This window comes from Neobacillus terrisolis, from assembly GCF_051233475.1.
In the GTDB taxonomy this organism is placed as follows: Bacteria; Bacillota; Bacilli; order Bacillales; family Cytobacillaceae; genus Bacillus_BU.
This window is the reverse complement of sequence record NZ_JBKFGH010000004.1, coordinates 57081-80855: the sequence shown is the minus strand read 5'-3', so window position 1 is coordinate 80855 and position 23775 is coordinate 57081. Positions and strand designations below refer to the sequence as shown.

Below are 23775 nucleotides of genomic sequence, written 5' to 3'. Positions count from 1 at the left end.
GAAGCTGCCATGTTAAATGACAGCCTCGGTAAAAAATAACTACTAACCTTCTATTTATCGTTTTTTGTTAACTGTAATGCCTGTTTAATATCCTTAAAGGAATTAGACTTCCCATACATCAATACTCCGCCGCGGTAAACGCGTGCACCAAAAATCGCTAATAAAATAATGGTGATCACCAATAACCCTATTCCAATCGAAGCCTCCCAAATGGGAATATTCAACATTCCGACCCTAAGAAACATCAGCATTGGTGTAAAGAAGGGAATAAACGAAGTGACTTTTACAAAAGTTGCTTCCGGTTCTCCAAGTCCAAACATGGCCATCATGAATCCAGCTACCACTAATAGCGTCATTGGTGTAATCATTTGCTGGACATCTTCTATTCTACTAACTAGTGATCCTAAAAAAGCAGCCATCGTTGCATAAAGAAAATAACCTAATAGAAAGAAAATAACCGCATAAATGATCGTACTAATTGGAATATCACCAAATCCAAAGGAATCAAAGAATCCCCCTTGTAATTGATCAAGATTTTGCTTCACTGATACATAACCAACCACTAACATCAGCACTAGTTGAGTTAGACTTAGCAAGCCAATCCCCAAAATTTTTGCAAACATTTGTTTAATGGGTGAAACACTTGAAATTAAGATTTCCATTACCCTTGATGATTTTTCGGTAGCAACCTCCATTGCAATCATATTCGCATACATAACGACAGCAAAATAAATGATAAATAATAGGAAATAGACTAATCCTCTAGCCTGATTAAGTTCCTGCTCTGTTTTTGCATTTTTCTCCAATGCCACCTGGTTAAAGGATACTGGTTCATACAGCTTTGCAAGCTGATCAGGGCTCAAATTAATTTGTGATGCTGCCATCGTAATCTTCATCTGTTGTATGTAGCTTTGAAGCTCCGATACGGTCGTTGAATCTGTTATACTCATTGCTTTATAGGTTGCCTCTGGTAGCATTCCTTCATTTAAGCTAAGCTGTAACACTCCTTTATATGTCCCTTTTTCAACCTCTTTTTCAGCTTTAGAGATGGATCCTTTAAATTTAATTAGCTTTAACTTGCTATTTACGGAATCAGCCTGTTGTTTTAAAGGAATATAAAGCTGGCCAGTTTCATCGACGACAGCAATCTGATCTTGATCATTTTTATTAAAATAATCGATAATGTTTGGCATATTAGTTAAACCAATAATGATTGCCACTGTTAGCGCTGATGTAACCAAAAAGGATTTAGTTTTGAATTTAGTTAAGTAAGTATGCACCATAATGATAAAAAAGCTATTCATAGGAGGCACCTACTTTCTCGATAAAAATATCATTCAAAGAGGGCTCTTCAAGTTCGAATTTACGAATAAACCCTTTACTTACAATTTCTTTTAAAATACGATGGGCGACTTCTTCTCCCTCCACGTGTAAACGAACCCCTTCGGTTGTGCGATAAAGTTTTGTAACACCTGAAAAGTCAGATAAAAAATCTAGCTTTATGTCAGAATGAATAACGAGATTTTTCTTCCCAAATTCCCGCTTTATTTCTTTTAAGTTTCCTTGAACAACCGGACGCCCCTTTTGCAGAATACAAAGGTGCTCACACATTTCCTCAACGTGATCCATTCGATGACTCGAGAATACAATCGATGTTCCGGATTCCTTCAAGTCGATTACAGCCCGTTTCAAAAGTTCTACATTAACAGGGTCCAAACCGCTGAACGGCTCATCTAAAATTAATAGTTTAGGCTTATGTAATACCGCTGCGATAAATTGTATTTTCTGCTGATTTCCCTTAGAAAGCTCTTCAACTTTCTTATCAGCGTAGTCAGGAATCTTAAAACGCCCGAGCCAATACAATAATTGTTTTTCTGCTTCCCGCTTGGCCATTCCCTTCAATCTAGCTAAATAGATGAGCTGTTCACTGACTTTTAGCTTAGGATATAGCCCCCTTTCTTCCGGTAAATAGCCAATTGCACTGCTTAATGAGTAATTAATTGATTGGCCTCCCCAAAGAATGTCACCCTCGCTTGGATCAAGCAAACCCAAAATCATTCTGAATGTAGTCGTTTTTCCTGCACCATTTGCTCCAAGAAAGCCAAACATTTCATTTTCTGGAATTGTCAATGATAAATCGTCCACTGCAGTAAAATTGCCAAATCGCTTTGTAATATGCTGAAGTTGTAAAGCCATTCTGCTCCCTCCTTCCAATTATTTCAATTATACGACTTAGATTGTGAAAAAGTTTCAAATTCACAAAACTTTTGCCAAATGTTTAGAAATGTGTAAAAATATATATAATCATCTGAATATTCTAAAAAGGAGCGCACAAAATGGTAGCATACAAACTAACCGCCTTTGATCCAAGTGGTCATAAGCTAATCGATGAAACTTTTCAGGCGAACAATGATGAAGAGGCAAAAGTGCAAGGGGAGCAACTCCTTAAGGAGAAGGGATTATCTGAAAAAACCCACCGTTGCACATCTCCATTAGGAAAATTAATTCTTTTTCACCCATAATAAAAAGCAAAGAGCAGGACGCTCTTTGCTTTTTATCTACCAGTAAATTTTGGCTGGCGTTTTTCAAGAAATGCCTGAATACCTTCCTTGTGGTCGCTTGTCTCCCACATTTTAATTTGGGCAATCTTTTCTAATTCCAACACTTTTAATAATTGTGGTCGATTATTCTCAGCAAATATTTTTTTCGTTTTGATCATAGCTTGAAGCGGACGGTTCAACCATTCATTAATTTTATTGTCCAGAGCTATTTGTAAATTACTATCAACTACTTCATTAACCAGACCCTGTTTTTGCGCCTCCACAGCGGTCATCGTTTCACCTTTCCAAATAATCTGCTTAGCCTGCGATTCGCCAACAAGCTTCTCTAAAAAGAAATGTGCCCCACCATCTGGAATCAGTCCAAGATTAATAAAATTCATGGCTATTTTGCTTGAACTTTCAGCCAAAATATAATCTGTTGCAAGCGCTAAACTCATTCCTAAACCAGCTGCTGCACCCCTAATTGCAGAAATCGTAACCTTTGGTAAGCAATAAAGCGTAATGACTAATTCGCTTATTATCTCCATCACCGAAAGGAAATCGCTTTCATCAATGCCCTTTAGCATTGTTTTAATATCTCCACCCGCAGAAAAGACATTGCCTGCCCCAGTTAATACGACAATATCTATATCGTCCGAAATGCTAATTTCTTTCAATTTTACTGCCAAGCATTTTAAAATGTCCTTGTTTAATGCATTTAAAGCTTCTGGCCGGTTTAGTTCAATAGTTGCAACCCGACCTTCAACCCTAACATTTACTGTTTCTGCCACAATATTTTCCCCCATAATTTCTCCTCCTTTATTCTCCATCTACCATTATAAAACGAAAATATTACAATGGTAAGATTTTTCTAAAAACTTTGTAAAATTTCATTTTTCGTGAAAAAAAGCCCTATTTTCATAAGGCTTTATCTTTATTAAATATCTTGTTTAATATTTCAAGTTTTTTATCGGCATATTCCTTAAAGCTTTCGTTATAAGATTTAGGATCCTTTGGATTGGCAAAATGGGTGATTTTACCATCGATTGGGTCAATGAATTTACTAGATGCCCCACACCCTAAGCCAATAATCGTCTGCATCTCTTCCATAATGATAATATTATACAAACTTTCTTTTCCAGGTAACGCGTACCCCACGTTTTCCAGATTTCCAAGAATATTTTTTTGACGATATAAATAATATGGAGAATAATCATGAGATTTTGTCCACTTCTCTGCCAGTCCCATCATGTCTTCAACCTCAGACCGATCCGCCACTTTATATCTGTTTCTGTTTTGGGTCATTTCAGAAGCGCGTTTAAATGATAATGTGTGAACGGTCAAAGATTCTGGTACAAGTTTTTCCGTTTCATTCAAAGTGTGGGTAAATTCTGGAATCCCCTCACCAGGTAGACCAATAATTAAGTCCATATTAATATTGGACATTCCCATCTCCCTTGCAAGATGAAACTTTTTAATGGTTTCTTCGACAGTATGGTGGCGGCCAATTGCCTTAAGCGTTTCCTGAATATACGATTGTGGGTTAATACTGATCCGGCCAATATTCCACTTCTTCAAAATATTAATTTTTTCCACCGTGATCGTATCTGGTCTTCCAGCCTCCACCGTAACTTCACGGATTTTTTCTACATTCGGAAACGATCGATACATTTCCTCATAAAGCAGGTCCATTTCCTCTGCGGTTATACTAGTAGGAGTTCCACCACCGAAGTATACGGTGGTAATGCGAATATTATTTTCCCTTAGCCATTGGCCTATCTGTTCAATCTCATAATGAAGTCCACCTAAAAACGAATGCACGGAACCTTGTCGCCCGTTAATTGCATAAGCCGGGAATGTACAATAAGCGCATTTAGTGGGACAAAATGGGATCCCAATATAAATGCTGACCTCATTTTTTAACTCATACAAATCAGGGATCACGGCTAACTGCCTGCTAACAATCTCCTTCATTAGTTCAATTTTATCATCAGTAATTAAGAATTCTTCCTTCAACTGCTGATGAGCGATCGACATTGGAATGTGATCGATATTTTTTCGATGAAGTAGCTTCGTCGGCCGAACTCCCGTTAATATCCCCCATTTTTGAGTAATACCTGTCCAATCTTGAAGAACTGTCAATAAAACACGAGAAACAGCTTGTTTTACTCGTTTGAACTTTTCTTTATCAGTTGTTTCCTGTAGTCTTTTTTCAAACGAAGCATGAAAAGTCTTCCTGTTCTTATCGGTTAATTGGGTATGCACACTTACCTTTTGATGATCGATATTCAATTGAAAATTTATTGTTACATCTTCATCATTGGACGGCCGGAACAAAAGTTCAGCGTCTTCGAAAAATAAATTAGCAATTAATTGAATTGGACGATGAAGCCGCTCATCCTCCACACCTAAAATATATATTTTCATCCCATCACCTTCTATTCTAAAGTGAAACCTCTATTAGTCTAAGTAATATGATCCTTACAAGTGATCGAGTTAATTTAAGTGTACTGATCCCGAAAAATATGTCAAATAATAAAAAGGACTCCCCATTTACGGAGAGCCCTATAATTATTTGATTATATTCATTTTGCGAAGAAAAGCAATTGGCTGTTGTTTTCGAAAATGCTCTTTGACCATATATGCAACACCTTGCTCGTTTTGCGATCTCGTTACCCAGTCGGCCGCTTGTTTAACGGCAACAGGTGCATTTCCCATCGCGACCCCTAAGCCAGCAGCTTCAATCATCGGAATGTCATCAATATCTGCACCAATGACCACCATTTCTTTTCTATTTATTCCTAAACACTCGCCTAAATAAATAAGACCATTTTCTTTTGAAACACCTGCAGGAACAAACTCAAGTCCCGATGCTCCTGCTACCATAATCTCAATCTCGGTAAACATCCTTGCTATAGCTTCTTTTGCATCCTTGAGGTCTTCTTTATGCTCAAACTTGACCTCAATTTTTGGAGGAGCGATCTTCTGTGTCGCCAAAGCTTCACTGATGCTGTCAACAAACTGGTGAGCATACAATACCGGTTCCCCTGAGCTAAATACGGTTTTAGCTAAAAGATTATGATTTGTCTTGGTTTTATTAATTAACGAGAAACGTTCATGCTGAACCCGAATTTGACATTGAAACCCTTCGAGTAAACGAACGAGATCATAGGTAATATCCTCAGGAATTCGTTTAGCAAGAAGTTGTTTATCAATTGTATTTCCAATATAAGCGCCACGATGTGTGACGAGCATGGACGGTATTTTTAACGCGTTGGCCACTTTACTAGCGGACGGGAAGCTTCGGGAAGTAACAAGTGTGACGTAGATTCCTTTTTGTTGTACATATTCGATGGCCTCTTTAGTTGAACGATGAAGTTTTCCGTTTGACTGTAGAAGTGTCCCATCAATATTTAAGGCAAGCAAACGATAAATCATTGATTGGCCCCCTATTCAAAGATGTAAGTGTCTTATACAGGTGTATGAATAGGAAAGCCTAATTAGAACATTGTATCTTTGTTTTCACAGTAAAGTCCTGCTTTTTAATAACAGCATTATCTACTATTGTTGTGAAGTATATAATTCCTCAAGCGGTTTCATAATGACCTGATTTAATTCTGCAATCACTCGACTCATCAGTTGTTCTGCTTCCATAAGTTGAGCAATTTTTAAGTTCTGCTGAACCACTTCAACTGTCTTTTGTGCCTGTTCAACCTCTGCTTGTGTGATTTCCTGACCCATCATTTGTTTTTGTTGTAAGTTTAATTGGAGTTCTCGAAACCCTTCAAACATTTTTCGAGCTGCTTCGTCTGCATAAACATCTTTGTACATTTTTTGCAAACGAGCATATTCATCACTCTGACGAATGGCTCTTTCTAATTCATAAGCTGCATCATACATATTAACTGCCATTTCAATCTCTCCTTTTGTCGATTCAACAATCCATTTCACTATACCAAAGTATGTATATGATTGAAAGAAGTTCACTTTAAAAACAACATGATTAACCAACGCCAGCAAATGTTCAACAAAAAAAGGCAATAGCATTTGCGAGGTTTCTTCCAGCAAAATATAATGAGGGAGGGAGGAGATATCATGTTACAACATTTTCAATTTCAATCACTGTTTGAAAACAGTCAAATTCCGGGCTGGAAATTTTCCTTTTATTATAATAAACAATTATTTTCAGGGATCTATCATCAATCCGGAAAAATCGAGTGGACCTCCACAGAACCTGATGAACTAGATAAAGGAAAGTTAACTGCACAAATACACGAACTCATGCTTTTTCATGTATATGAAAAATAAATACAACCTTTTTTACGATTAGAAACATCAGTCATTTACCAAATTTGATAATGCAATCATATAAATTTGGAGGAAAAACAGTTGGCAGAATTAAAATTAGAGCATATATACAAAAATTTTGATCATCATATAACAGCAGTAAAAGATTTTAATCTCCAAATAAAAGATAAGGAATTTATCGTACTTGTCGGACCTTCTGGGTGTGGCAAATCCACTGTATTAAGAATGATTGCTGGTCTTGAGGAAATCACAATCGGAGATTTTTTTATGGACGGTAAGAAGGTAAACGGTGTTCCGCCAAAAGATCGTGATATTGCAATGGTATTCCAAAACTACGCTTTATACCCGCATTTGACTGTTTATGATAATATGGCGTTTGGGCTTAAGCTTCGTAAATATCCAAAAGCTGAAATAGATAGACGCGTGCGCGAAACAGCCCATATTCTCGGATTAGAATCTCTTCTAACTCGTAAGCCTAAAGTTCTTTCTGGCGGGCAGCGGCAACGGGTTGCATTAGGACGTGCTATTGTTCGAGATGCAAAAGTATTTTTAATGGATGAACCTTTATCAAATCTTGACGCTAAGCTTCGAGTTCAAATGCGCTCGGAAATTGTTAAGCTTCATCAAAGTCTGCAAACCACAACCGTTTACGTAACACATGATCAGACCGAAGCAATGACAATGGCAACTAGACTAGTCGTAATGAACGATGGGGTAATCCAACAGGTTGGAGCTCCTAAAAATGTTTATGAGTATCCAGAAAATTTATTTGTTGCAGGTTTTATTGGTTCCCCTGCAATGAATTTTTTCAAAGGGAAAATTGTTAAAGATTATTTCGTCTTCGAGCATATTAAAATTTCAATTCCTAAAGAAAAAATATCGATACTCCACAACAAAGGCTATGATGGTAAAGACGTCTTTCTCGGTATTCGCCCGGAAGATATCCATGATAATCCTTTGATTGTTGCTGGGGCTCAGAATAAATTTACCACTACAATTGAAGTAGTAGAATCCACCGGTGCAGAAACAAACATCTATGCCCATTTAGCTGGACAGGAAATTATTGCACGACTTGATTCAAGAAATGACCCAAGACCTGGAGAAATTTTAGATATAGCGTTTGATATGAATAAAATTCATTTCTTCGATGTTCAAACGGAACAACGTATTCGCTAACATAAGCAAGACCCTATATAGAAGCAGACTAATCAGAGTTTGGACTATTATTTATTCTCCATTCTGTTATTTGAGCCTGCTTCTTATTCTTGAATAAATTTCACTTCATTTCGACCACATTGTGGACAACTCATTAAATGCGGACATTTTCCCTTTGCATAAGTTTCAGTATATCCATCCTCAAGTTTTAAATCATCTATTTCCATATAAGCGCTATAATCGTCATAAAAGTCCATTATTCTACCACTGTCATCCATAACATTCCCGCAAGAAGGACACTGGAATTTTACAAGTTCAAATCCATTACAATTTGGACACATCCCCATTTTTGTCAACCTTCCCAATTAGATTTGATACAGTAGTTTTCCTCCCTTTAATAGCGTATATGTATGAAAAAATAATAAACTGGGATAAATTAGCAAGTTGGAGAATGAATGATTTTCTCTGAAACCAACATAATAACAGTAAACACCGAAAAAAGTTCTTTCTTGAATGGGTTAACCATAGTTTGGTGCAGATTCATTTCTGCCGCTGGTGCAATTCCGGCTTGACCCAACCATTTTAAAAATTTCATGAGGAGATGATACTTTATGCCAAACGGATCAAATAGTAACAATCTACTTGTACCTGGAGTAGCACAAGCTCTTGACCAAATGAAATTAGAAATTGCATCAGAATTCGGTGTTCAATTAGGTGCTGACACCACTTCCCGTGCTAACGGTTCAGTTGGAGGAGAAATTACAAAACGTTTAGTATCTATGGCTGAACAACAACTTGGCGGCTCATTTTAAGCATATTAAATCTAATTAATTGAATAAAAATGGCTAAGGCCCCATTCCAAAAGAATGGGGCCTTTCATTTAAACCATATGTTCCGTTCCAGCAAGCAGTTGTTTTATGAAGGTTTTTTAATAAGTGCAGTACCAATAAAATATCCTAACACCATAATACTAGCAATCGCAAGTGTAATTGTAAAATCTTCCACTTTCGCCCCTCCTAACCTTTTACTGACAAAATAACAATTTAAATATATCATATAGATATAGTTAGCAAAGGTATATTTAGTAAAATTTGTGACATGGATGTGAACACTTTGTGAACGTATGTATATTTGGTGCATCAGGAAGAGTCGGTTCAATAATATTGAGAAAGGCCCTTGAGGACGGCCATCAAGTTCAAGCACTTATTCGTAACAGTTCAAATATTCCTTTTTCTCACGCTAATCTCCGTTGGGTAGTCGGTAATGCCTTAAATGAAACTGATATAAACGAAGCCATCGGAGGGACGAGCATGGTTATTTGTTCCTTAAATACTGATGGAAACTCAACATTATCCACCAGTATGCCATTAATCATTAATGCAATGAAACAGCATAACATTACTCGAATCGTAACGATTGGAACTGCCGGAATTCTACAATCCCGGCTTGAACCTAAGCTGTACCGCTTTCAGTCTTCGGAGTCAAGGAATCGATCGACTAAGGCGGCTGAGGACCATCTCAATGCCTTTCTTCAATTACGAAAATCTAATCTAAATTGGACTATTGTTTGCCCAACCTACTTACCAGATGGAGAGCCTACTGGGGTATACCGAATTGAAAAAGATTTGCTCCCTTTAAATGGACTATCAATTTCCACCGCTGACACAGCTGATTTTGCCTACAAGCAATTGTGTTCAGACGAATTTAGCCAATGCAGAGTAGGCTTAGCCTACTAATAATAAAAAACCAGCTTAGCTGGTTTTTTATGTTCACTCATATCATTTTTTAGATAAATCAGCGAAACATTCCCTTGCCTCTTTTTCATCAAAGCTGCTAAAAATTCTGTAGTAGTCCTGATCAAGAATTCGATAATGTGAACTAAGGATATTTTGCTGTAATATATACCCATTCTCTCTTGTAATTTCACGCCACCAAACTTTACCACCCAGTGTTTTTTCTTTGCGAAGATCAATTCCTTCTCGAGCAACCGTTTCTAATACCTCGAGTGGATCGTCCCCAAATAAAAATTGAACGGTTTCGGTATCACGGAAAAGAGCACATACTGTTACAATCGTTGACCAATTAGCCAGTACTCTCCCTTTTTCGATTTGCACCAAAGTTTTTTTGGAAAGGCCAATAATTTCAGCCATTTTGTCTTGGGTATATCCTGCTTCGGTCCGTATTAAGCGGATTTTTTCTGACACTCTTTGGATTATTTCTTCCCTTGTCACAGCTAGGTCATCCCTTTTTATATCTTTTAGTGTAATTTTACACCAACCTGTGCTGTTAATAAACATTTTTAATCAATTTATTATTTCTTTCCATCCATTTAATTATTTGGTTTGACAATTTGATTCACTTGAACAACTGCTTTGAGCATGACAAGCGGCACATTTTCCTTGCTTGGACCGATTGATAAACCGTACAAAAGCCCATGTCGCATATCCAAAAATAGCTCCACCAATAAGTAAGTTTATTAGCATAATTTATTCTCTCCCTAATATGTTTAAGAAAAAGCGCAAGCTGTTGCTTGCGCTAAATCTTTAAAATCCGAGCAATTTTCCACCTTGATAAATGATTAAACATAAAATATAAGCGATCACTAAAGCATAACCGATTGAAAAAGCTGTCCATTTTGTTGAGCCAGTTTCTTTATAAATAGTCGCTGCAGTAGCAAGACAAGGAATATACAATAATATAAATGCCATAAAACTGTACGCAGCAAGTGGAGAAAAAGTATCAACAAGAAGTCCTTGTAGACTTGCTTCATCTGGAACAAAATAAATAATGTTCATAGTCGAGATAATTGCCTCTTTTGCCAAGAAGCCTGTCATTAGTGCAGCACCTGCCTGCCAAGTCCCAAAGCCGATTGGTGCAAGCAACGGGGCAAAAATTCCACCGATTACAGCTAAGAAGCTATCATCCATCTCTACATTCAAGCCGTTTGGACCAGCATAGGCTAGAATCCAAATTAATACGGAACCGGCAAAGATAAATGTTCCAGCCTTTTTTACAAAGTTTTTTCCCTTATCCCACGTACTTCTTAGTAACGCCTGGAACTGAGGTTTTCGATAAGGTGGTAATTCGATAACAAATAAAGAAGTCTCACCTTTTAAGATTGTCGATGAAAAAAGTTTTGCAAGTATTAATGATACAACGATACCTAATACGTATAAAGATAATACTACAAATGCCTTATTTTTCAAGAAAAATGCTCCAACAAACAACGCATAAACCGGGAGACGTGCAGAGCATGACATTAATGGTGTTAATAAAATGGTTAGCAAGCGTTCTTTCGGTGTTTCGATCGTTCTGGCTGCCATAATCCCAGGAACATTACAGCCAAATCCAATAATCATTGGAATAAATGCCTTTCCATTTAAACCAACGGATTCCATAATACGATCCATGACCAGGGCAACACGAGCCATATATCCTGAGTCTTCCAAAATCGAAATGAATAGGAACAAAATAAAGATTTGCGGTACAAATACTAGGACACCGCCGACACCGGCAACAATTCCATCAATCACTAGCGCCTGAATAAAGTCAGATGCTCCTACAGCATTTAACGTATTCTCAATTCCTGATGTAATTGGACCCGCAATTAAAGCGTCCAACGCATCGGATAATGGGAAACCAAGCCAATCAAAGGTCAACATAAACAAAACATACATAACCACTAAAAATATTGGAATTCCCAAAAATTTGTTTGTGACAATTTTATCGACGCGTTCACTTAATGGTGTAATTGCCTTCTCTTCTTTTTTCACAGCCTTTTTGACAATGTTATCAATCGTTCCCCGTCTCATTCGATGGACAAAATGTTCGAGTGTTTCTTCTCCAACGATTTTCTGAACAGAGGCAACAAAACGTTCTACTTTTTCTGCTTCAGTAATAGTAGTTAAATACTGCTTAACTTTAATATTACCTTCTAACAGTTGAAGAGCTAACCATCTTGGTGAATGGACCGTTTTCTCTTGTATGGTTTGTACAAAATCACCGATTAAATTCTCTACATTATTTCCATAGTTTACAATATTCATATTGACGTCGATATCAGTCTGTCCAGTAAGAAGGTCGGCTAATTGATCGCAGCCTTTACCACTTCTTGCAATAACCGAAACAACTGGAACACCTAAATACTTTGCTAAAGGCTCAGTGTCTACATGAATACCGCGGCCTTTAGCAACATCTCCCATATTTAAACCAACTACAAGAGGTTTGCCGTACTCCAAAAGCTGAATAGTTAAATGCAAATTACGTTCAAGCTGTGAAGCATCAAGAATATTTAGTAATTTATCGCCTTCCCCTGACAACAAAAAGTCTGTTACGACACCCTCGTCTCGGGAAAGCGGACTTAACGTATAAATTCCGGGTAAATCGATTAATTTATCAAGACTATTTTTAAACTTTCCAACTTTCTTTTCAACTGTTACACCGCTCCAGTTCCCAACATACTCATAGGAACCGGTCAAGTTGTTAAACAGAGATGTTTTTCCTGTATTTGGGTTTCCTAACAGTCCAATTTCCATTTAAATTACTCTCTCCACTTTAATTTGACATGCTTCCTTGCGGCGAATTCCAACACATTGCCCACAAGACTCCACCATTAACGGACCACCAAACGGCATGATACATTTAATACTCACTTCACTGCCATTTGTTATACCAAGATCCATCAGCCGTCTTCTTACTAAATGATCCGCGCCTGAAAGGTCCTTAATTTTTCCTTTTTCACCTGTTTTTAAAAATCCGAGCATGTAATCACCCCATAGTATATATGAAAAAAATGGAATTCATGATAACTATTCTCATTATAACGCACAAATTTATAATTGAGAATGATTATCTTTATTTAATCAAGAAATGTTCAAATTTACTATGCTAAATCTCACTTCTAAATAAATTTCATTGGATTTTCATACTTTCTATTGCCCTAAATTCCTGAACAATTTTTCCTATTTTTTAAATTTTCTTAAAAATTTCAAAGGATTTTGTCTTTTTAAATCGAATACTTCTATAAATATATAAACATAGGATTTACAGGAAGAATGGGTGAGACAATAAAATGATAGCTGCACCAAAAAAAAGACTACTCGACTTTTTAGTCGATCAAAAGAATAATATTTTTAATGAATGGGAAAATAGAATTCTTGTTTCAACCGGAGATTCCTTTAAAGAGATTGTTCGAAAGAACCGGGAAGTCATTTATCATATCATTGTTAATATGCTCACCAAGTCGGGGGAAGACCTTGATTGCTACATGCGCATGGTTGCCACCAAGGTTGGCGAAGAACGAGTTCGAGTAAACAGCAATATCGGAGATTTTGTTTATAATGTAAATGTTGGTAGATCCGTTTTATTTCAATTTATTATGAAAATGCAATTGGAATGGGATGAGCTATCAAAAATTATAAATGAAGTAAACGATTTTTTTGATGTTTTCACTTATTATGCCGTATCCTATTACACCGAGGAAAAGGATAAGATAATCGAGGAAAAAAATCAGTTTATCGATTCCACTCACCAAGATCGTCTTACACTGCTTGGACAAATGACTTCAAGCTTTGTTCATGAATTCCGCAATCCTCTTACATCCATTCAAGGTTTTATCCAGCTTTTAAAGTCAGAATATCAGGATATGAAATACCTGGATATTATCTCAAGTGAATTGGAGCAATTGAACTTTAGAATTTCTCAGTTTCTACTACTCTCAAAAAAAGAAGTCATTGGAAAGGAAAAAACAATCTTTTCCCTAAATGAACTAGTTGAGGAAGTATTAACTTTTCTGTATCCAAGTATATTGGACAGTAAAGTAAAGGTCCTCAATAATTTAAATTTGGAGGGAGAAATCGAGCTTTACGGATATTGCGATGAAATACGACAAGTATTCATCAATATTATTTTTAATGCATTGGATGTACTCAGCCAATATCGCAGCGATCCTACCATCCAAATAAAATGCTCAAAATTGGATAATAACCAAGTCAAAATACTTGTTTCAAATAATGGACCGATGATTCCTGAACCACAACTAAACACTATTTTCGAGCCATTTGTCACCACAAAAAAACTCGGTACAGGTCTTGGGCTATTTGTTTGCCGTGAAATTATTGAAAAGCATAAAGGGGCACTCACATGCCAATCCATCCCAGATCAAACAAACTTCATTATTACTTTACCTATTGCAAATAATTAACACAATCCCATAGTGGTTTATTCCTTTTTAACTTCTAATCTGAGAAAAAGGAGCTGCTTATGTTTACTTTAAAAGTTGACCAGGAGATTGAACTCCAGTTGTTTCAAATCCAGCATGCGGAAGAATTATTTTATTTGGTGGATCAAAATCGTGACCATTTAAAAATGTGGCTTCCTTGGGTTAATAATATGACCTCCCCCATTCAATACCATACCATCATCCCTATGTGGCTAAAACAATTTGCAGAGAATGATGGTTTTAATGCAGGTATTCGCTATAAGGGGGCGTTGGTGGGGTCAATCGGATTTCATCAAATGGATTGGCACAATTCTCAAACTAGTTTAGGATATTATTTGGCTCGTAACGCACAAGGCCATGGGATTATGACAAGATCCGTCCATGCCCTTATCAACTACGCTTTTTATGAGCTCGGTTTAAATCGAATTGAAATACGATGTGGTCAAAAAAACCATAAAAGCAGGGCGATTCCTGAAAGGCTTGGATTTACAAAAGAAGGAATTATCAGGGATGGGGAGCGATTATATTATTCCTTTCACAATTTAATTGTATATAGCATGCTAGCTAAGGAATGGTCTAAAGCAATTAACACAATATAAACAAATGTGGCGAGCATCGGGCAACACACCGGTGCTTTTTCATATACTTTTTTTAAAACCTGAAATCATATTCATTTCTTATTATCATAAACTATAGATAACCACCATTTTACCAAGTATAACGTTTGACTGTATGGTTTATCTTCTACTATAATATAAAATAATTTACTTTTATTGGGGTGATATGATGGGACATTCTATCGTATCGGCGAACTAGCGCTTCTCGCGAATGTTTCTAAACGAACAATTGATTATTATACAAGTCTTGGAATCTTAAAAGCAGAGCGTTCGAAATCAAATTATCGAATGTATAGTGATCAGGCATTAACTGATTTAAAGTTTATTGAAGAATGCAAAAGAATACATCTTCCCTTGGAAGAGATTAAGAGAAAACTAGACTTAAATAAATCAAAAGTGATCGAAAGCTCCGAGGTTGAAAAGCATATAAGCGAGGTTACGAAACAAATTCAACAGCTTCGTACGGAAATATCGGCCATATTACCGTTAATCGAGCAGCTGGAGGAGCACCAAAAAAATGACTTATCGAAAAAACTCACCGTCGAGGGTTCAGCTTTAATGAAATCCCTTTTGAGTTTAACAAGTTAATTTTTTTACTAACTGGGAGGTGACACCTTACTCGTAATATAAACGAGCTAAGGGAAATTATTTGGACATATTAAACTTGGTTTTAATAGCCATTTTAATTGCTTTAACGGCATTTTTTGTGGCAAGTGAATTTGCCATAATAAGGATTAGGAGTTCTCGAATTGACCAATTGATTGATGAAGGAAACAAGAATGCAATTGTTGCTAAGAAAATCATCTCCAATTTAGATGAGTATTTATCTGCCTGTCAGCTCGGGATAACGATTACGGCTCTCGGACTTGGTTGGCTTGGAGAGCCGACAGTTGAGCACCTAATTAAACCATTATTACAGGGTATCAATATTCCTAGCTCTATTACTCAGGTAATCTCACTCGTTATTGCCTTTGCAGTAGTAACGTTTCTACATGTTGTCGTTGGAGAGTTAGCCCCTAAAACATTAGCCATTCAAAAAGCCGAATTTGTCAGCTTAGCTACCGCAAGACCCCTCATCATGTTCTATAAAGTGATGTATCCGTTTATTTGGGCTCTTAACGGTGCAGCTCGAATCACAACAAATATGTTCGGCTTGAAACAGGTTTCTGAACATGAATTGGCTCATACCGAAGAAGAACTTCGTATTATTTTGTCGGAAAGCTATAAAAGTGGTGAAATTAACCAATCAGAGTTTAAGTATGTAAATAAAATATTTGAATTTGACAACCGCATTGCCAAGGAAATAATGGTCCCTAGAACGGAAATTATTTCACTATCAAAAAATGATACGCTCGAAACGTTTTTGAAGGTTGCTCAAATTGAAAAATTTACTCGATATCCGATTATCGATGGTGACAAAGACCATATTATTGGGATGGTTAATATAAAAGAAATTATGACCGATATTATTTCAAATCAGGAAAGCTCAATCCGTACTCTTGAATCCTATATCCGTCCTATTATTAGGGTTATCGACTCCATACCAATTCATGATTTACTTGTAAAAATGCAGAAAGAGCGTATCCATTTAGCCATTTTAATGGATGAATATGGAGGAACGTCCGGTCTCGTTACAGTTGAAGATATCCTAGAGGAAATAGTTGGAGAGATTCGGGATGAATTTGATATGGATGAAGTACCGATGGTTCGCAAAATTAAAGATGATCACTATATTATCGATGCTAAAGTGCTAGTAAGTGAAGTCAACGATTTATTAGGACTTGAAATTAACGATGAGGATGTCGATACAATCGGGGGCTGGATCCTTACAGAAAACTATGAAGCCAAGGAAGGCGATAGTGTACAGTTTGAGCAATATTCATTCAAAATACAGGAAATGGAAGAACATCATATTAAGTATGTAGAAGTTTCAAAAATAGTTCCTGTTGAAGAAATGATTCATTCACTGCCAATAACCAAATCCGAAGTTATATACTAAAGCAAAAGGCTGACACTAAGTCAGCCTTTTTATTACCATTATTTTATAGATTTTCCTTCAGCCACGCTTTAGCATCTTCAAGTTTGATTGGAATTTCGGCCAGTTTCCCTTTCCAAATATCCTTCATTATTTGGAATACGATTGGTAGTGTTAAGCGCGCTTTTTGAATAATATCCTCATTTAGAAACAATTCATTTGGAGTAAAACACCCTAAACATTCACCCTCATGAATCACAATTACTTCATCTGCCCATTCCGCTACAAATTGCATGTCATGCGATGCGACAACAACCGTTTTCCCTTCAGTTTGTAAAACTTGTAAAATAGAGTGCATTTGCTCTTTTCCTTTCGGGTCAAGAAATGCCATTGGCTCGTCTAAAATAAAAACCTCTGTCTCCATCGCAAGGACCCCGGCAATCGCAACATGCTTTTTTTGACCATAGCTCAGCTCAGACGGATTTCGCTCTGCTAAATGTTCAATATTCAATAGTTTTAGATACTTATCGACCTTCTGCTTCACCGCTTCACTGTTAAAGCCCATTTGGTATGGCCCAAATTCAATATCTTCTCTTACCGTTAATGAAAGAATTTGATCATCTGGATCTTGAAAAACCACACCTACGTTTCGGACCATTTCTTTTTGAATCCGGCGATTCACGATTTGCCCATTGAAGGCGATCTCCCCTGAATTAGCTGTATACAAGCCATTTAAATGAAACAAAATTGTTGATTTCCCCGCTCCATTTGCTCCAACGATTGCCGTCTTTTTTCCTTTTTTTATATCAAAGGAAAGGTTTTTTAAGATTGGGTTTTCAGGATCATATCCATATGTAATGTTACGTAAAGTAAATATATTCAATTCAGCCTTTCCCCCAAATCTTAGTCAAAATCTGAATCACTACCATCGTGATAAACCATGGTGCTGTATGTAACCAATACCTAACTGAAATCTGTTCATGTTCATACTGAATGATGCTTTCAGTGAATCCCCTGCTTCGCATACCTAAATAAATACGCTCAGATCGTTGGATTGAACGCCTCAGCATACTTCCTAATAAACTCCCAAGCACTGCATATTTTTTATAATTAAACCATTTTCCTATAAAGAACCCTTTACTCTTCAAGCTTAACTTCATTCTTTTTATTTCGGCGACAAACACATCCATAAACCTTAACGTAAAGTGGATCATTTCAATGAAAATTGTTGGAATCTTTAATTGATAAAGAGAACGAAGAAACTCTTGATTTGAAGTTTTATAAAGAATATATGCTAGTATTTGAGCGACAAAAATCAATCTTCCACTATAAATAGCTGCTTTTAAAAACCCTTGAAATCCCATTGTTAGCGGAAAAAAAATACCGACAAATAGGAAAAAAAACAACAGAGGTTTGAGCTTTTCCCATTGAAAACGATACGGGATATGATAAACACGAAGAAGGATCTGTGCCAATAAAAAATTGATCAGAATGACTGTAATGTTTTCAACTGTCACCGCGGCACAAATCATCAGAAAACCTACCACAAAACGCACCTTTGTTGGTGGAAGGGATATTACCATCATTTCTTTTTCCCCAATAAGCTGCCAATTCCAATAAAGATCAAAAAGGTAAGCAAAACGCCGAGTACTCCACTTATACTTCCTGAAAGCCCTCCACTCATCCCCGGAAGCTGATAATCAGGAAATGGCGCTCTAAAAAAAGTAGTAGCTTTTTCAATATACCCAAGCTGCTCTCCCGCTTTTTCATAACCATCAGGTAAACTTGATGCAAATAAAGAAAAGACTCCGGCAACAATAAGTGAAATGATCATCCAAATTTTAACAGGTTTCATCATTTGCATACTCCCTTCTTTTTAAATCAAAAGAGGAACGTAATACAAATGGCATAATTGAAGCGGTGATTAACCCTTCTCCGATTCCAATAAATGCATGCCAAAACATTAACGTTTTTAGCGCTAATCCATAGTCTACTACACCTGAAATTCCAAGTTGAAGCGCTGCGACAATGGCTGTGACCATTACGGATACCCAAGAACTTAAAAATATTGAAATGTTATTTTTTATCGGAAGCTTTCGGAGCAGCTTATATGTAATCCATGCAGCAAAAGGGGCAAGGATGGCCATATTTAAAATATTGACTCCTAAAGCTGTGATTCCCCCATCCTGAAATAAAAATGCTTGAATCGAGACGACCGTCGTCATCACGATTGTTGCAGGCCAAAATCCAAACAAGATAGCCGCCAAAGCCCCTCCGATTAGGTGACCTGAAGCAGCAGCTCCCAGTAGTGGAAAGTTCACCATTTGTGATGCAAAAATAAACGCAGCCAATACTCCCATCACTGGTATAGCTGATTGTGCCAATGAATGCTTTACCTTCTTCACTCCAACACTTAAAACTGTTACAGAAACGATTGCCGACGAACCTAAGACCATTGGGCTTAATATTCCATCAGGAATATGCATGCGATCTCCCCCATAGATGAAATTCAATTTTTTTATGTAAACATTCCCTAAGAAAAAATTAATTAACGGATAGACAATCTTTTTTGTGGGTATCTAATAAAAAAATCTTAATCCTATGAACTTTTTTGGTAATTTATTTAACAACTTTGTGACAAAGTTGACAGACAAACTGTTTTCTTTTCCCTATAATATTTTTATCAACTCCAAATTTATAAAGGAGGTTATGATAATTGACTGGAAATATTTATTTGAGAATAGGTGTTTCCCTCTCTATCTTAACACTCATATACCGATTAATAATAGGGGGAATCGGGGTTTATTTAGTAGCAAGTGTTTCGATTTTTATTAGTATGTTTTATTTTTTATTGAAAAAGTTTATTCCCACAAACAAAAGTGAACATAGCTTATTGGACGTTAATGAGGAACTGAATTTTTTAATTGCGTCGCTCTATTCCTTTGCGAAAAATTATAATATTGAAATCAATTATTTTTCTACTTTAGAAAACCAAGTTTTCATAAAGGCTGATAAAAATAATTTTCAAAAGGCATTAACCAATCTTGTAAAAAATGGTTTTGAATCATCGCAAAAAGGGTCTATTGAAATTGCCGTCCATGAAATGTTGTCCTCCATTTTAATTGTCATTGAGGACAATGGAAAAGGTTTAACAAAAGACCAATTAAAGCTGCTTGGGAAACCTATTCACACCACAAAAAATAATGTAGAGGAGCCCGATATCGCGGTTTCTTATAATTTAATCGGATCAATGAGCGGAAAAATTGAAGTGGCCAGCGAATTAGGAAGAGGAACGATATTTTCAGTGATCATCCCAAAAGCAGCCGAATTAAAAGTTTAATCGAGAAACGATAGAAGAGGCAGATTCATTCGAATCTGCCTCTTTTTATCTGTAGAAAAAAGCTTTAGGAATTTTCATTAATTGTATCGGGATTTACTGAACCCCTTCTCTTTATAAAGTAATAAACAACCCCTAGTAATAAAGCTGCCACGATCGCTGGCATAATATACGGTTGAGCAAATTCTTTAATATCCGCCCAGTTTTCTCCCAAAACAGTCCCAAGATATAAAAATAGAATTGTCCAAGGAATAATTGCGGCCACTGTATATACGGTAAATTTAACAGGTGACATCTTAGCAATACCTGCAGGAATAGAGATAGCATGGCGAACAACCGGAATGAACCGGGCTGAAAATATGACTCCTGTTCCATATTTCTCAAACCATTGTTCAGATAAATCGATTTGCTTTTTTTTAATCAAAATATACTTGCCGTATTTTTCAAGAAACGGTCTCCCACCGTAATAGCCTAGCCAATAAAGAAATAATTGTGCTAAGGTACCACCAATCGTACCTGCTATTACAGCCCCAAACCAGGATATCTTCCCTAATGAAATCATATACCCGCCATACCCTAGTACGATTTCACTTGGTATGACCTCAATCATTAAGCCAATGGCTATCCCAAGATAACCTAAATCTGTTAATGCCATTAAAATAGCTAAAACAAAGTCTTTCATTCCATCACCTGTTATTTTTCTTTATGATTAAATTCCAATATGTTCAGTTTACAACTCGAATAACGTAACTGCAACTTAAGAATGAAAAATTAAGGCTTTATTACATTTGGCTGTTGATTTCCGTTCCAGGTGCTCCCGCACCTTAGGGGGAGTCCTGGAGCCTCCTCGGCGCATAGCGCCTGTGGGGTCTCCCGTGACACCTTCTCCCGCAGGAGTCTCGCACCTTCCTCTCCAATCAACAGAGTGCTGAAAATCAACATTGTTCTTTAACACAGCCAAAAATTAAAAGTAATCAGGCTTCCCATTGTTAGCGGGAAGCCCACAGTTTATTCATCTTTTACGCTTAGAAGACGTAGACCATTTAACGTGACAATCAGTGTTGCTCCCATGTCAGCAATAATCGCAATCCAAAGCGTCAGCCATCCGGGAATGACTAATAGGAGGGCAAGGAGCTTGATTCCCAAGGAAAAAGTTATGTTCTGCTTAATAATCATTAACGCTTTTCGGCTAAGCTTAACGGTAAACGGGAGTTTGTGCAAATCATCGCCCATTAGAGCAATATCAGCTGTTTCTAACGCGGTGTCTGTGCCCGCTCCCCCCATTGCTACACCGACTGATGCGGCAGCTAACGCCGGTGCATCGTTCACTCCATCACCAACCATTGCTACCTTTCCGTAATCTGCTCTAAGCTTATTTATATAAACTAACTTATCCTGAGGGAGTAGTTCTGCTGCTACATCCATTACGCCGACCGCTTCGCCAATCGCCTTTCCCGTTGCCCTGTTGTCACCGGTAAGCATAATCGTTTTCTTAATCCCAAGTGAGTGTAATTTCTGAATGATTTCGCGGCTGCTTTCTCGTACCTCATCCGCAACAGCTACAATTCCTAGTATGTGTGAAGCATCTCCAATGACCATGACGGTTTTCCCCTGGTTTTGGAACGTTTCAATTTCAGCCTTTATATTCTCTGAAATAGCTTTTTCATATAATTCTTCAAATAGTTTTGGACTGCCTACATAATAGGTAATACCTTCAATCATTCCCTTAATTCCTTTTCCTGTTAAAGAAACAAACTCATCAACCTGAATATTCTTAAACTCAATTTCCTGTTGTTCGGCTTTTGTTACAATTGCCGAAGCGAGAGGGTGATGGGACTGGTATTCTAGAGTAGCCAGAAGAGAAAACAATGTGCGCTCATCCATATCAGTATACCCTTTAAAATCAGTGACCACAGGAACTCCTTTTGTCAACGTTCCAGTCTTATCAAAAGCAATTGCTTTCAGTGCCCCAGTTTCCTCTAAGAAGATACCGCCCTTTATCAAAACTCCGTTCCTGGCTGCGTTGCCGATTGCCGTTACAATCGATACTGGGGTTGATATCACGAGTGCACAAGGACAGCCCACCACTAATACAGATAATCCTTGATAAATCGATTTCACCCAATCAGCCTCAGTCAATAATGGTGGAAGTACAGCAACTGCTAATGCCACCAAGATAATCACCGGAGTGTAATATTTTGCAAATAGATCAACAAATGCTTGAGATGGAGCACGTTTTGCCTGTGCTTCCTCTACTAAATGAATGATTTTAGCAATGGTCGTGTCGTCAACATGCTTCGTGACCTCGACTTCGAGGATTCCTTCTTCATTCAGCGTTCCAGCAAATACTTCATCAGCGATTGTTTTAGATACCGGAACAGATTCACCGGTAATGGTCGCCTGATTAACCGTAGAAATTCCTTTGACAACCACTCCATCCATTGCGATTTTCTGACCAGGCCTAATAATCATAATATCGCCAATCTCAATATCCTCAACGCCTATTAGCATTTCCACGCCATCTCGGCGTATAGAAGCTTCCTTTGGAGCAATATCCATTAAAGAGCGGATTGAAGCCCGGGCTTTGTCCATCGAATATCGTTCCAACGCCTCACTGATCGCAAACAAGATGACGACAACGGCCCCTTCACTCCACTCACCGATGAATGCTGCACCAATTATAGCTATGGTCATCAAGGTACGCATATCAAATTCAAAGCGGAACAAGTTTTGAAGTCCTGATTTAAATAAGGAGTAACCACCAATGACTATCGCAATCAAAAAAGATAAGATCGTTTGAGTGCTATCCTCGCCACTAATCATTTGCGAAGTATACCCAATCATGATGAACAGGAGCGAAGCAATTATTTTAGAATAAACTTTAAAAAAAGGTTCTTTCTTTTGCTCGATGTGAACCTGTTTTTCAGGCATGATTTTTAAATTCTCAAAAGCGCCAGCTTTCTCAAGTTCTTCAAGCGAAGTATGTCCATACACTGTAAGCTTGGCAGCGGCAAAATTTACACTTGCATCAGAAACACCATCCAGGTGTTTAACGTTCTTTTCGAACTTTGCAGCACAGCTTGCTCAAGAAAAACCTTGAACGCGATAGACAGTTTTTGGTGATTGTTGCTCCACAGTATCAGCCACGATCCGCCACCTCCTGTTGATGTGCAAATGCTAAATGAATCAATTGCTTGACATGGTCATCATCTATGGAATAGAAGACCAATTTCCCTTTTTTACGATATTTTGCAATCCCTAAGTCTCGTAGCAGACGCAGGTGATGTGAAGCAGTCGCAACCGATGAACCAATTATATTTGCCACATCACACACACAAAGTTCATCTTCACTAGACAATGCAGCAGCAATTTTTATTCTTGTTTCATCGGAAAGGGCTTTGAAAATTTTAGCCACCGCAGGGGTATTTTGCTCACTTAATGCAGTACGAACACGGTTTACTTTCTCTTCATCAACACATGTTATTTCACAAATATCATGTTCTCGCAATGATTCCACCCCATTACTTATTCAAATACTCATTTGAGTATATGATATTCAAAGAAACGTTTGATTGTCAATTATATCTTATTTCTTTTCGCCGATTATCTTTTTTATTTACTGA

Annotated in this window: 28 protein-coding genes; 10 read left to right on the top strand and 18 right to left on the bottom strand. The window is 37.3% G+C overall.

What is annotated here, in order from left to right:
* Window positions 1–50: 50 nt before the first annotated feature.
* Both ACI48O_RS02500 and ACI48O_RS02495 read right to left on the bottom strand, forming a co-directional pair.
* A complete protein-coding gene (locus tag ACI48O_RS02500; protein WP_435560125.1) occupies window positions 51–1304 on the bottom strand; it encodes an ABC transporter permease in 1254 nt (417 codons plus the stop codon).
* Complete coding sequence (locus tag ACI48O_RS02495; RefSeq protein WP_435560124.1) at window positions 1297–2196, bottom strand: ABC transporter ATP-binding protein; 900 nt, start codon at window positions 2194–2196, stop codon at window positions 1297–1299. The genes ACI48O_RS02500 and ACI48O_RS02495 overlap by 8 nt, the downstream gene beginning before the upstream one ends.
* Before the next feature lie 140 nt (window positions 2197–2336).
* Here ACI48O_RS02495 and ACI48O_RS02490 point away from each other — a divergent pair, with 140 nt between their 5' ends.
* Window positions 2337–2522: a YhzD family protein gene (locus ACI48O_RS02490; protein ID WP_435560123.1), complete on the top strand. Its 186-nt coding sequence runs from the start codon at window positions 2337–2339 to the stop codon at window positions 2520–2522.
* 32 nt (window positions 2523–2554) lie between these two features.
* Here ACI48O_RS02490 and ACI48O_RS02485 read toward each other — a convergent pair whose 3' ends face one another.
* The 4 genes from ACI48O_RS02485 to ACI48O_RS02470 all read right to left on the bottom strand — a co-directional run bounded on the left by ACI48O_RS02485 (window position 2555) and on the right by ACI48O_RS02470 (window position 6452).
* Entirely contained in the window at window positions 2555–3346 is a 792-nt protein-coding gene (locus tag ACI48O_RS02485; protein ID WP_435560122.1) for an enoyl-CoA hydratase, read from the bottom strand.
* 112 nt (window positions 3347–3458) lie between these two features.
* A complete protein-coding gene (locus ACI48O_RS02480; protein WP_435560121.1) occupies window positions 3459–4967 on the bottom strand; it encodes a coproporphyrinogen III oxidase in 1509 nt (502 codons plus the stop codon).
* 144 nt (window positions 4968–5111) lie between these two features.
* Window positions 5112–5978, bottom strand: a complete 867-nt coding sequence (locus tag ACI48O_RS02475; protein WP_435560120.1) for a Cof-type HAD-IIB family hydrolase — start codon at window positions 5976–5978, stop codon at window positions 5112–5114.
* 123 nt (window positions 5979–6101) lie between these two features.
* Complete coding sequence (locus ACI48O_RS02470) at window positions 6102–6452, bottom strand: YlbF/YmcA family competence regulator (RefSeq protein ID WP_435560119.1); 351 nt, start codon at window positions 6450–6452, stop codon at window positions 6102–6104.
* A gap of 183 nt (window positions 6453–6635) precedes the next feature.
* Here ACI48O_RS02470 and ACI48O_RS02465 point away from each other — a divergent pair, with 183 nt between their 5' ends.
* A complete protein-coding gene (locus ACI48O_RS02465; RefSeq protein ID WP_435560118.1) occupies window positions 6636–6848 on the top strand; it encodes a YheE family protein in 213 nt (70 codons plus the stop codon).
* A gap of 81 nt (window positions 6849–6929) precedes the next feature.
* Window positions 6930–8024, top strand: a complete 1095-nt coding sequence (locus tag ACI48O_RS02460; RefSeq protein ID WP_435560117.1) for an ABC transporter ATP-binding protein — start codon at window positions 6930–6932, stop codon at window positions 8022–8024.
* Between the two features lie 83 nt (window positions 8025–8107).
* Here the strand turns inward: ACI48O_RS02460 and ACI48O_RS02455 are convergent, their stop codons facing one another.
* Entirely contained in the window at window positions 8108–8281 is a 174-nt protein-coding gene (locus ACI48O_RS02455) for a hypothetical protein (RefSeq protein WP_435560116.1), read from the bottom strand.
* Between the two features lie 333 nt (window positions 8282–8614).
* On the opposite strand from ACI48O_RS02455, the gene ACI48O_RS02450 reads away from it, so the two are divergent.
* Together ACI48O_RS02450 and ACI48O_RS02445 are read left to right on the top strand one after the other, a co-directional pair.
* The gene (locus tag ACI48O_RS02450; RefSeq protein ID WP_435560115.1) at window positions 8615–8815 is read left to right on the top strand and encodes a small, acid-soluble spore protein, alpha/beta type; all 201 of its coding nucleotides are present in this window, start codon (window positions 8615–8617) and stop codon (window positions 8813–8815) included.
* A gap of 303 nt (window positions 8816–9118) precedes the next feature.
* Window positions 9119–9739: an NAD(P)-dependent oxidoreductase gene (locus ACI48O_RS02445; RefSeq protein WP_435560114.1), complete on the top strand. Its 621-nt coding sequence runs from the start codon at window positions 9119–9121 to the stop codon at window positions 9737–9739.
* Window positions 9740–9781: 42 nt separating this feature from the next.
* Here the strand turns inward: ACI48O_RS02445 and ACI48O_RS02440 are convergent, their stop codons facing one another.
* The 4 genes from ACI48O_RS02440 to ACI48O_RS02425 form a co-directional block, all read right to left on the bottom strand.
* On the bottom strand, window positions 9782–10234 hold the full coding sequence (locus ACI48O_RS02440) for a helix-turn-helix transcriptional regulator (protein WP_435560113.1): 453 nt from the start codon (window positions 10232–10234) through the stop codon (window positions 9782–9784).
* A 102-nt stretch (window positions 10235–10336) separates the two neighbouring features.
* Window positions 10337–10486, bottom strand: coding sequence for a FeoB-associated Cys-rich membrane protein (locus tag ACI48O_RS02435; protein WP_435560112.1), 150 nt, complete (start codon window positions 10484–10486; stop codon window positions 10337–10339).
* Window positions 10487–10546: 60 nt separating this feature from the next.
* Window positions 10547–12538 (bottom strand): ferrous iron transport protein B, encoded by a 1992-nt coding sequence (gene feoB, locus ACI48O_RS02430; protein WP_435560111.1) that lies wholly within the window; start codon window positions 12536–12538, stop codon window positions 10547–10549.
* The gene (locus ACI48O_RS02425; RefSeq protein ID WP_435560110.1) at window positions 12539–12766 is read right to left on the bottom strand and encodes a FeoA family protein; all 228 of its coding nucleotides are present in this window, start codon (window positions 12764–12766) and stop codon (window positions 12539–12541) included.
* A gap of 308 nt (window positions 12767–13074) precedes the next feature.
* Here ACI48O_RS02425 and ACI48O_RS02420 point away from each other — a divergent pair, with 308 nt between their 5' ends.
* The 4 genes from ACI48O_RS02420 to ACI48O_RS02405 all read left to right on the top strand — a co-directional run bounded on the left by ACI48O_RS02420 (window position 13075) and on the right by ACI48O_RS02405 (window position 16839).
* A complete protein-coding gene (locus ACI48O_RS02420; RefSeq protein ID WP_435560109.1) occupies window positions 13075–14205 on the top strand; it encodes a histidine kinase N-terminal domain-containing protein in 1131 nt (376 codons plus the stop codon).
* A 59-nt stretch (window positions 14206–14264) separates the two neighbouring features.
* Entirely contained in the window at window positions 14265–14822 is a 558-nt protein-coding gene (locus ACI48O_RS02415) for a GNAT family N-acetyltransferase (protein WP_435560108.1), read from the top strand.
* Between the two features lie 204 nt (window positions 14823–15026).
* Window positions 15027–15428 (top strand): MerR family transcriptional regulator, encoded by a 402-nt coding sequence (locus ACI48O_RS02410; protein ID WP_435560400.1) that lies wholly within the window; start codon window positions 15027–15029, stop codon window positions 15426–15428.
* Window positions 15429–15489: 61 nt separating this feature from the next.
* Window positions 15490–16839 (top strand): hemolysin family protein, encoded by a 1350-nt coding sequence (locus ACI48O_RS02405; RefSeq protein ID WP_435560107.1) that lies wholly within the window; start codon window positions 15490–15492, stop codon window positions 16837–16839.
* Between the two features lie 43 nt (window positions 16840–16882).
* Here ACI48O_RS02405 and ACI48O_RS02400 read toward each other — a convergent pair whose 3' ends face one another.
* Genes ACI48O_RS02400 through ACI48O_RS02385 form a run of 4 tightly spaced genes read right to left on the bottom strand, consistent with a single transcriptional unit; the run spans window position 16883 to window position 19301 of the window.
* On the bottom strand, window positions 16883–17698 hold the full coding sequence (locus ACI48O_RS02400; protein ID WP_435560106.1) for an energy-coupling factor ABC transporter ATP-binding protein: 816 nt from the start codon (window positions 17696–17698) through the stop codon (window positions 16883–16885).
* Between the two features lies 1 nt (window position 17699).
* On the bottom strand, window positions 17700–18401 hold the full coding sequence (locus ACI48O_RS02395; protein ID WP_435560105.1) for an energy-coupling factor transporter transmembrane component T family protein: 702 nt from the start codon (window positions 18399–18401) through the stop codon (window positions 17700–17702).
* A complete protein-coding gene (locus ACI48O_RS02390) occupies window positions 18398–18673 on the bottom strand; it encodes a PDGLE domain-containing protein (RefSeq protein ID WP_435560104.1) in 276 nt (91 codons plus the stop codon). The genes ACI48O_RS02395 and ACI48O_RS02390 overlap by 4 nt, the downstream gene beginning before the upstream one ends.
* Entirely contained in the window at window positions 18657–19301 is a 645-nt protein-coding gene (locus ACI48O_RS02385; protein ID WP_435560103.1) for an energy-coupling factor ABC transporter permease, read from the bottom strand. The genes ACI48O_RS02390 and ACI48O_RS02385 overlap by 17 nt, the downstream gene beginning before the upstream one ends.
* A 230-nt stretch (window positions 19302–19531) precedes the next feature.
* Here ACI48O_RS02385 and ACI48O_RS02380 point away from each other — a divergent pair, with 230 nt between their 5' ends.
* Entirely contained in the window at window positions 19532–20155 is a 624-nt protein-coding gene (locus ACI48O_RS02380; protein ID WP_435560102.1) for a sensor histidine kinase, read from the top strand.
* Window positions 20156–20219: 64 nt separating this feature from the next.
* Here the strand turns inward: ACI48O_RS02380 and uptA are convergent, their stop codons facing one another.
* The 3 genes from uptA to ACI48O_RS02365 all read right to left on the bottom strand — a co-directional run bounded on the left by uptA (window position 20220) and on the right by ACI48O_RS02365 (window position 23660).
* Window positions 20220–20834: an undecaprenyl phosphate transporter UptA gene (uptA, locus tag ACI48O_RS02375; RefSeq protein ID WP_435560101.1), complete on the bottom strand. Its 615-nt coding sequence runs from the start codon at window positions 20832–20834 to the stop codon at window positions 20220–20222.
* A gap of 326 nt (window positions 20835–21160) precedes the next feature.
* The gene (locus tag ACI48O_RS02370) at window positions 21161–23299 is read right to left on the bottom strand and encodes a heavy metal translocating P-type ATPase (RefSeq protein ID WP_435560100.1); all 2139 of its coding nucleotides are present in this window, start codon (window positions 23297–23299) and stop codon (window positions 21161–21163) included.
* Window positions 23292–23660, bottom strand: a complete 369-nt coding sequence (locus tag ACI48O_RS02365; protein ID WP_435560099.1) for an ArsR/SmtB family transcription factor — start codon at window positions 23658–23660, stop codon at window positions 23292–23294. Before ACI48O_RS02365 ends, ACI48O_RS02370 begins: the two co-directional genes overlap by 8 nt.
* Window positions 23661–23775 lie beyond the last annotated feature (115 nt).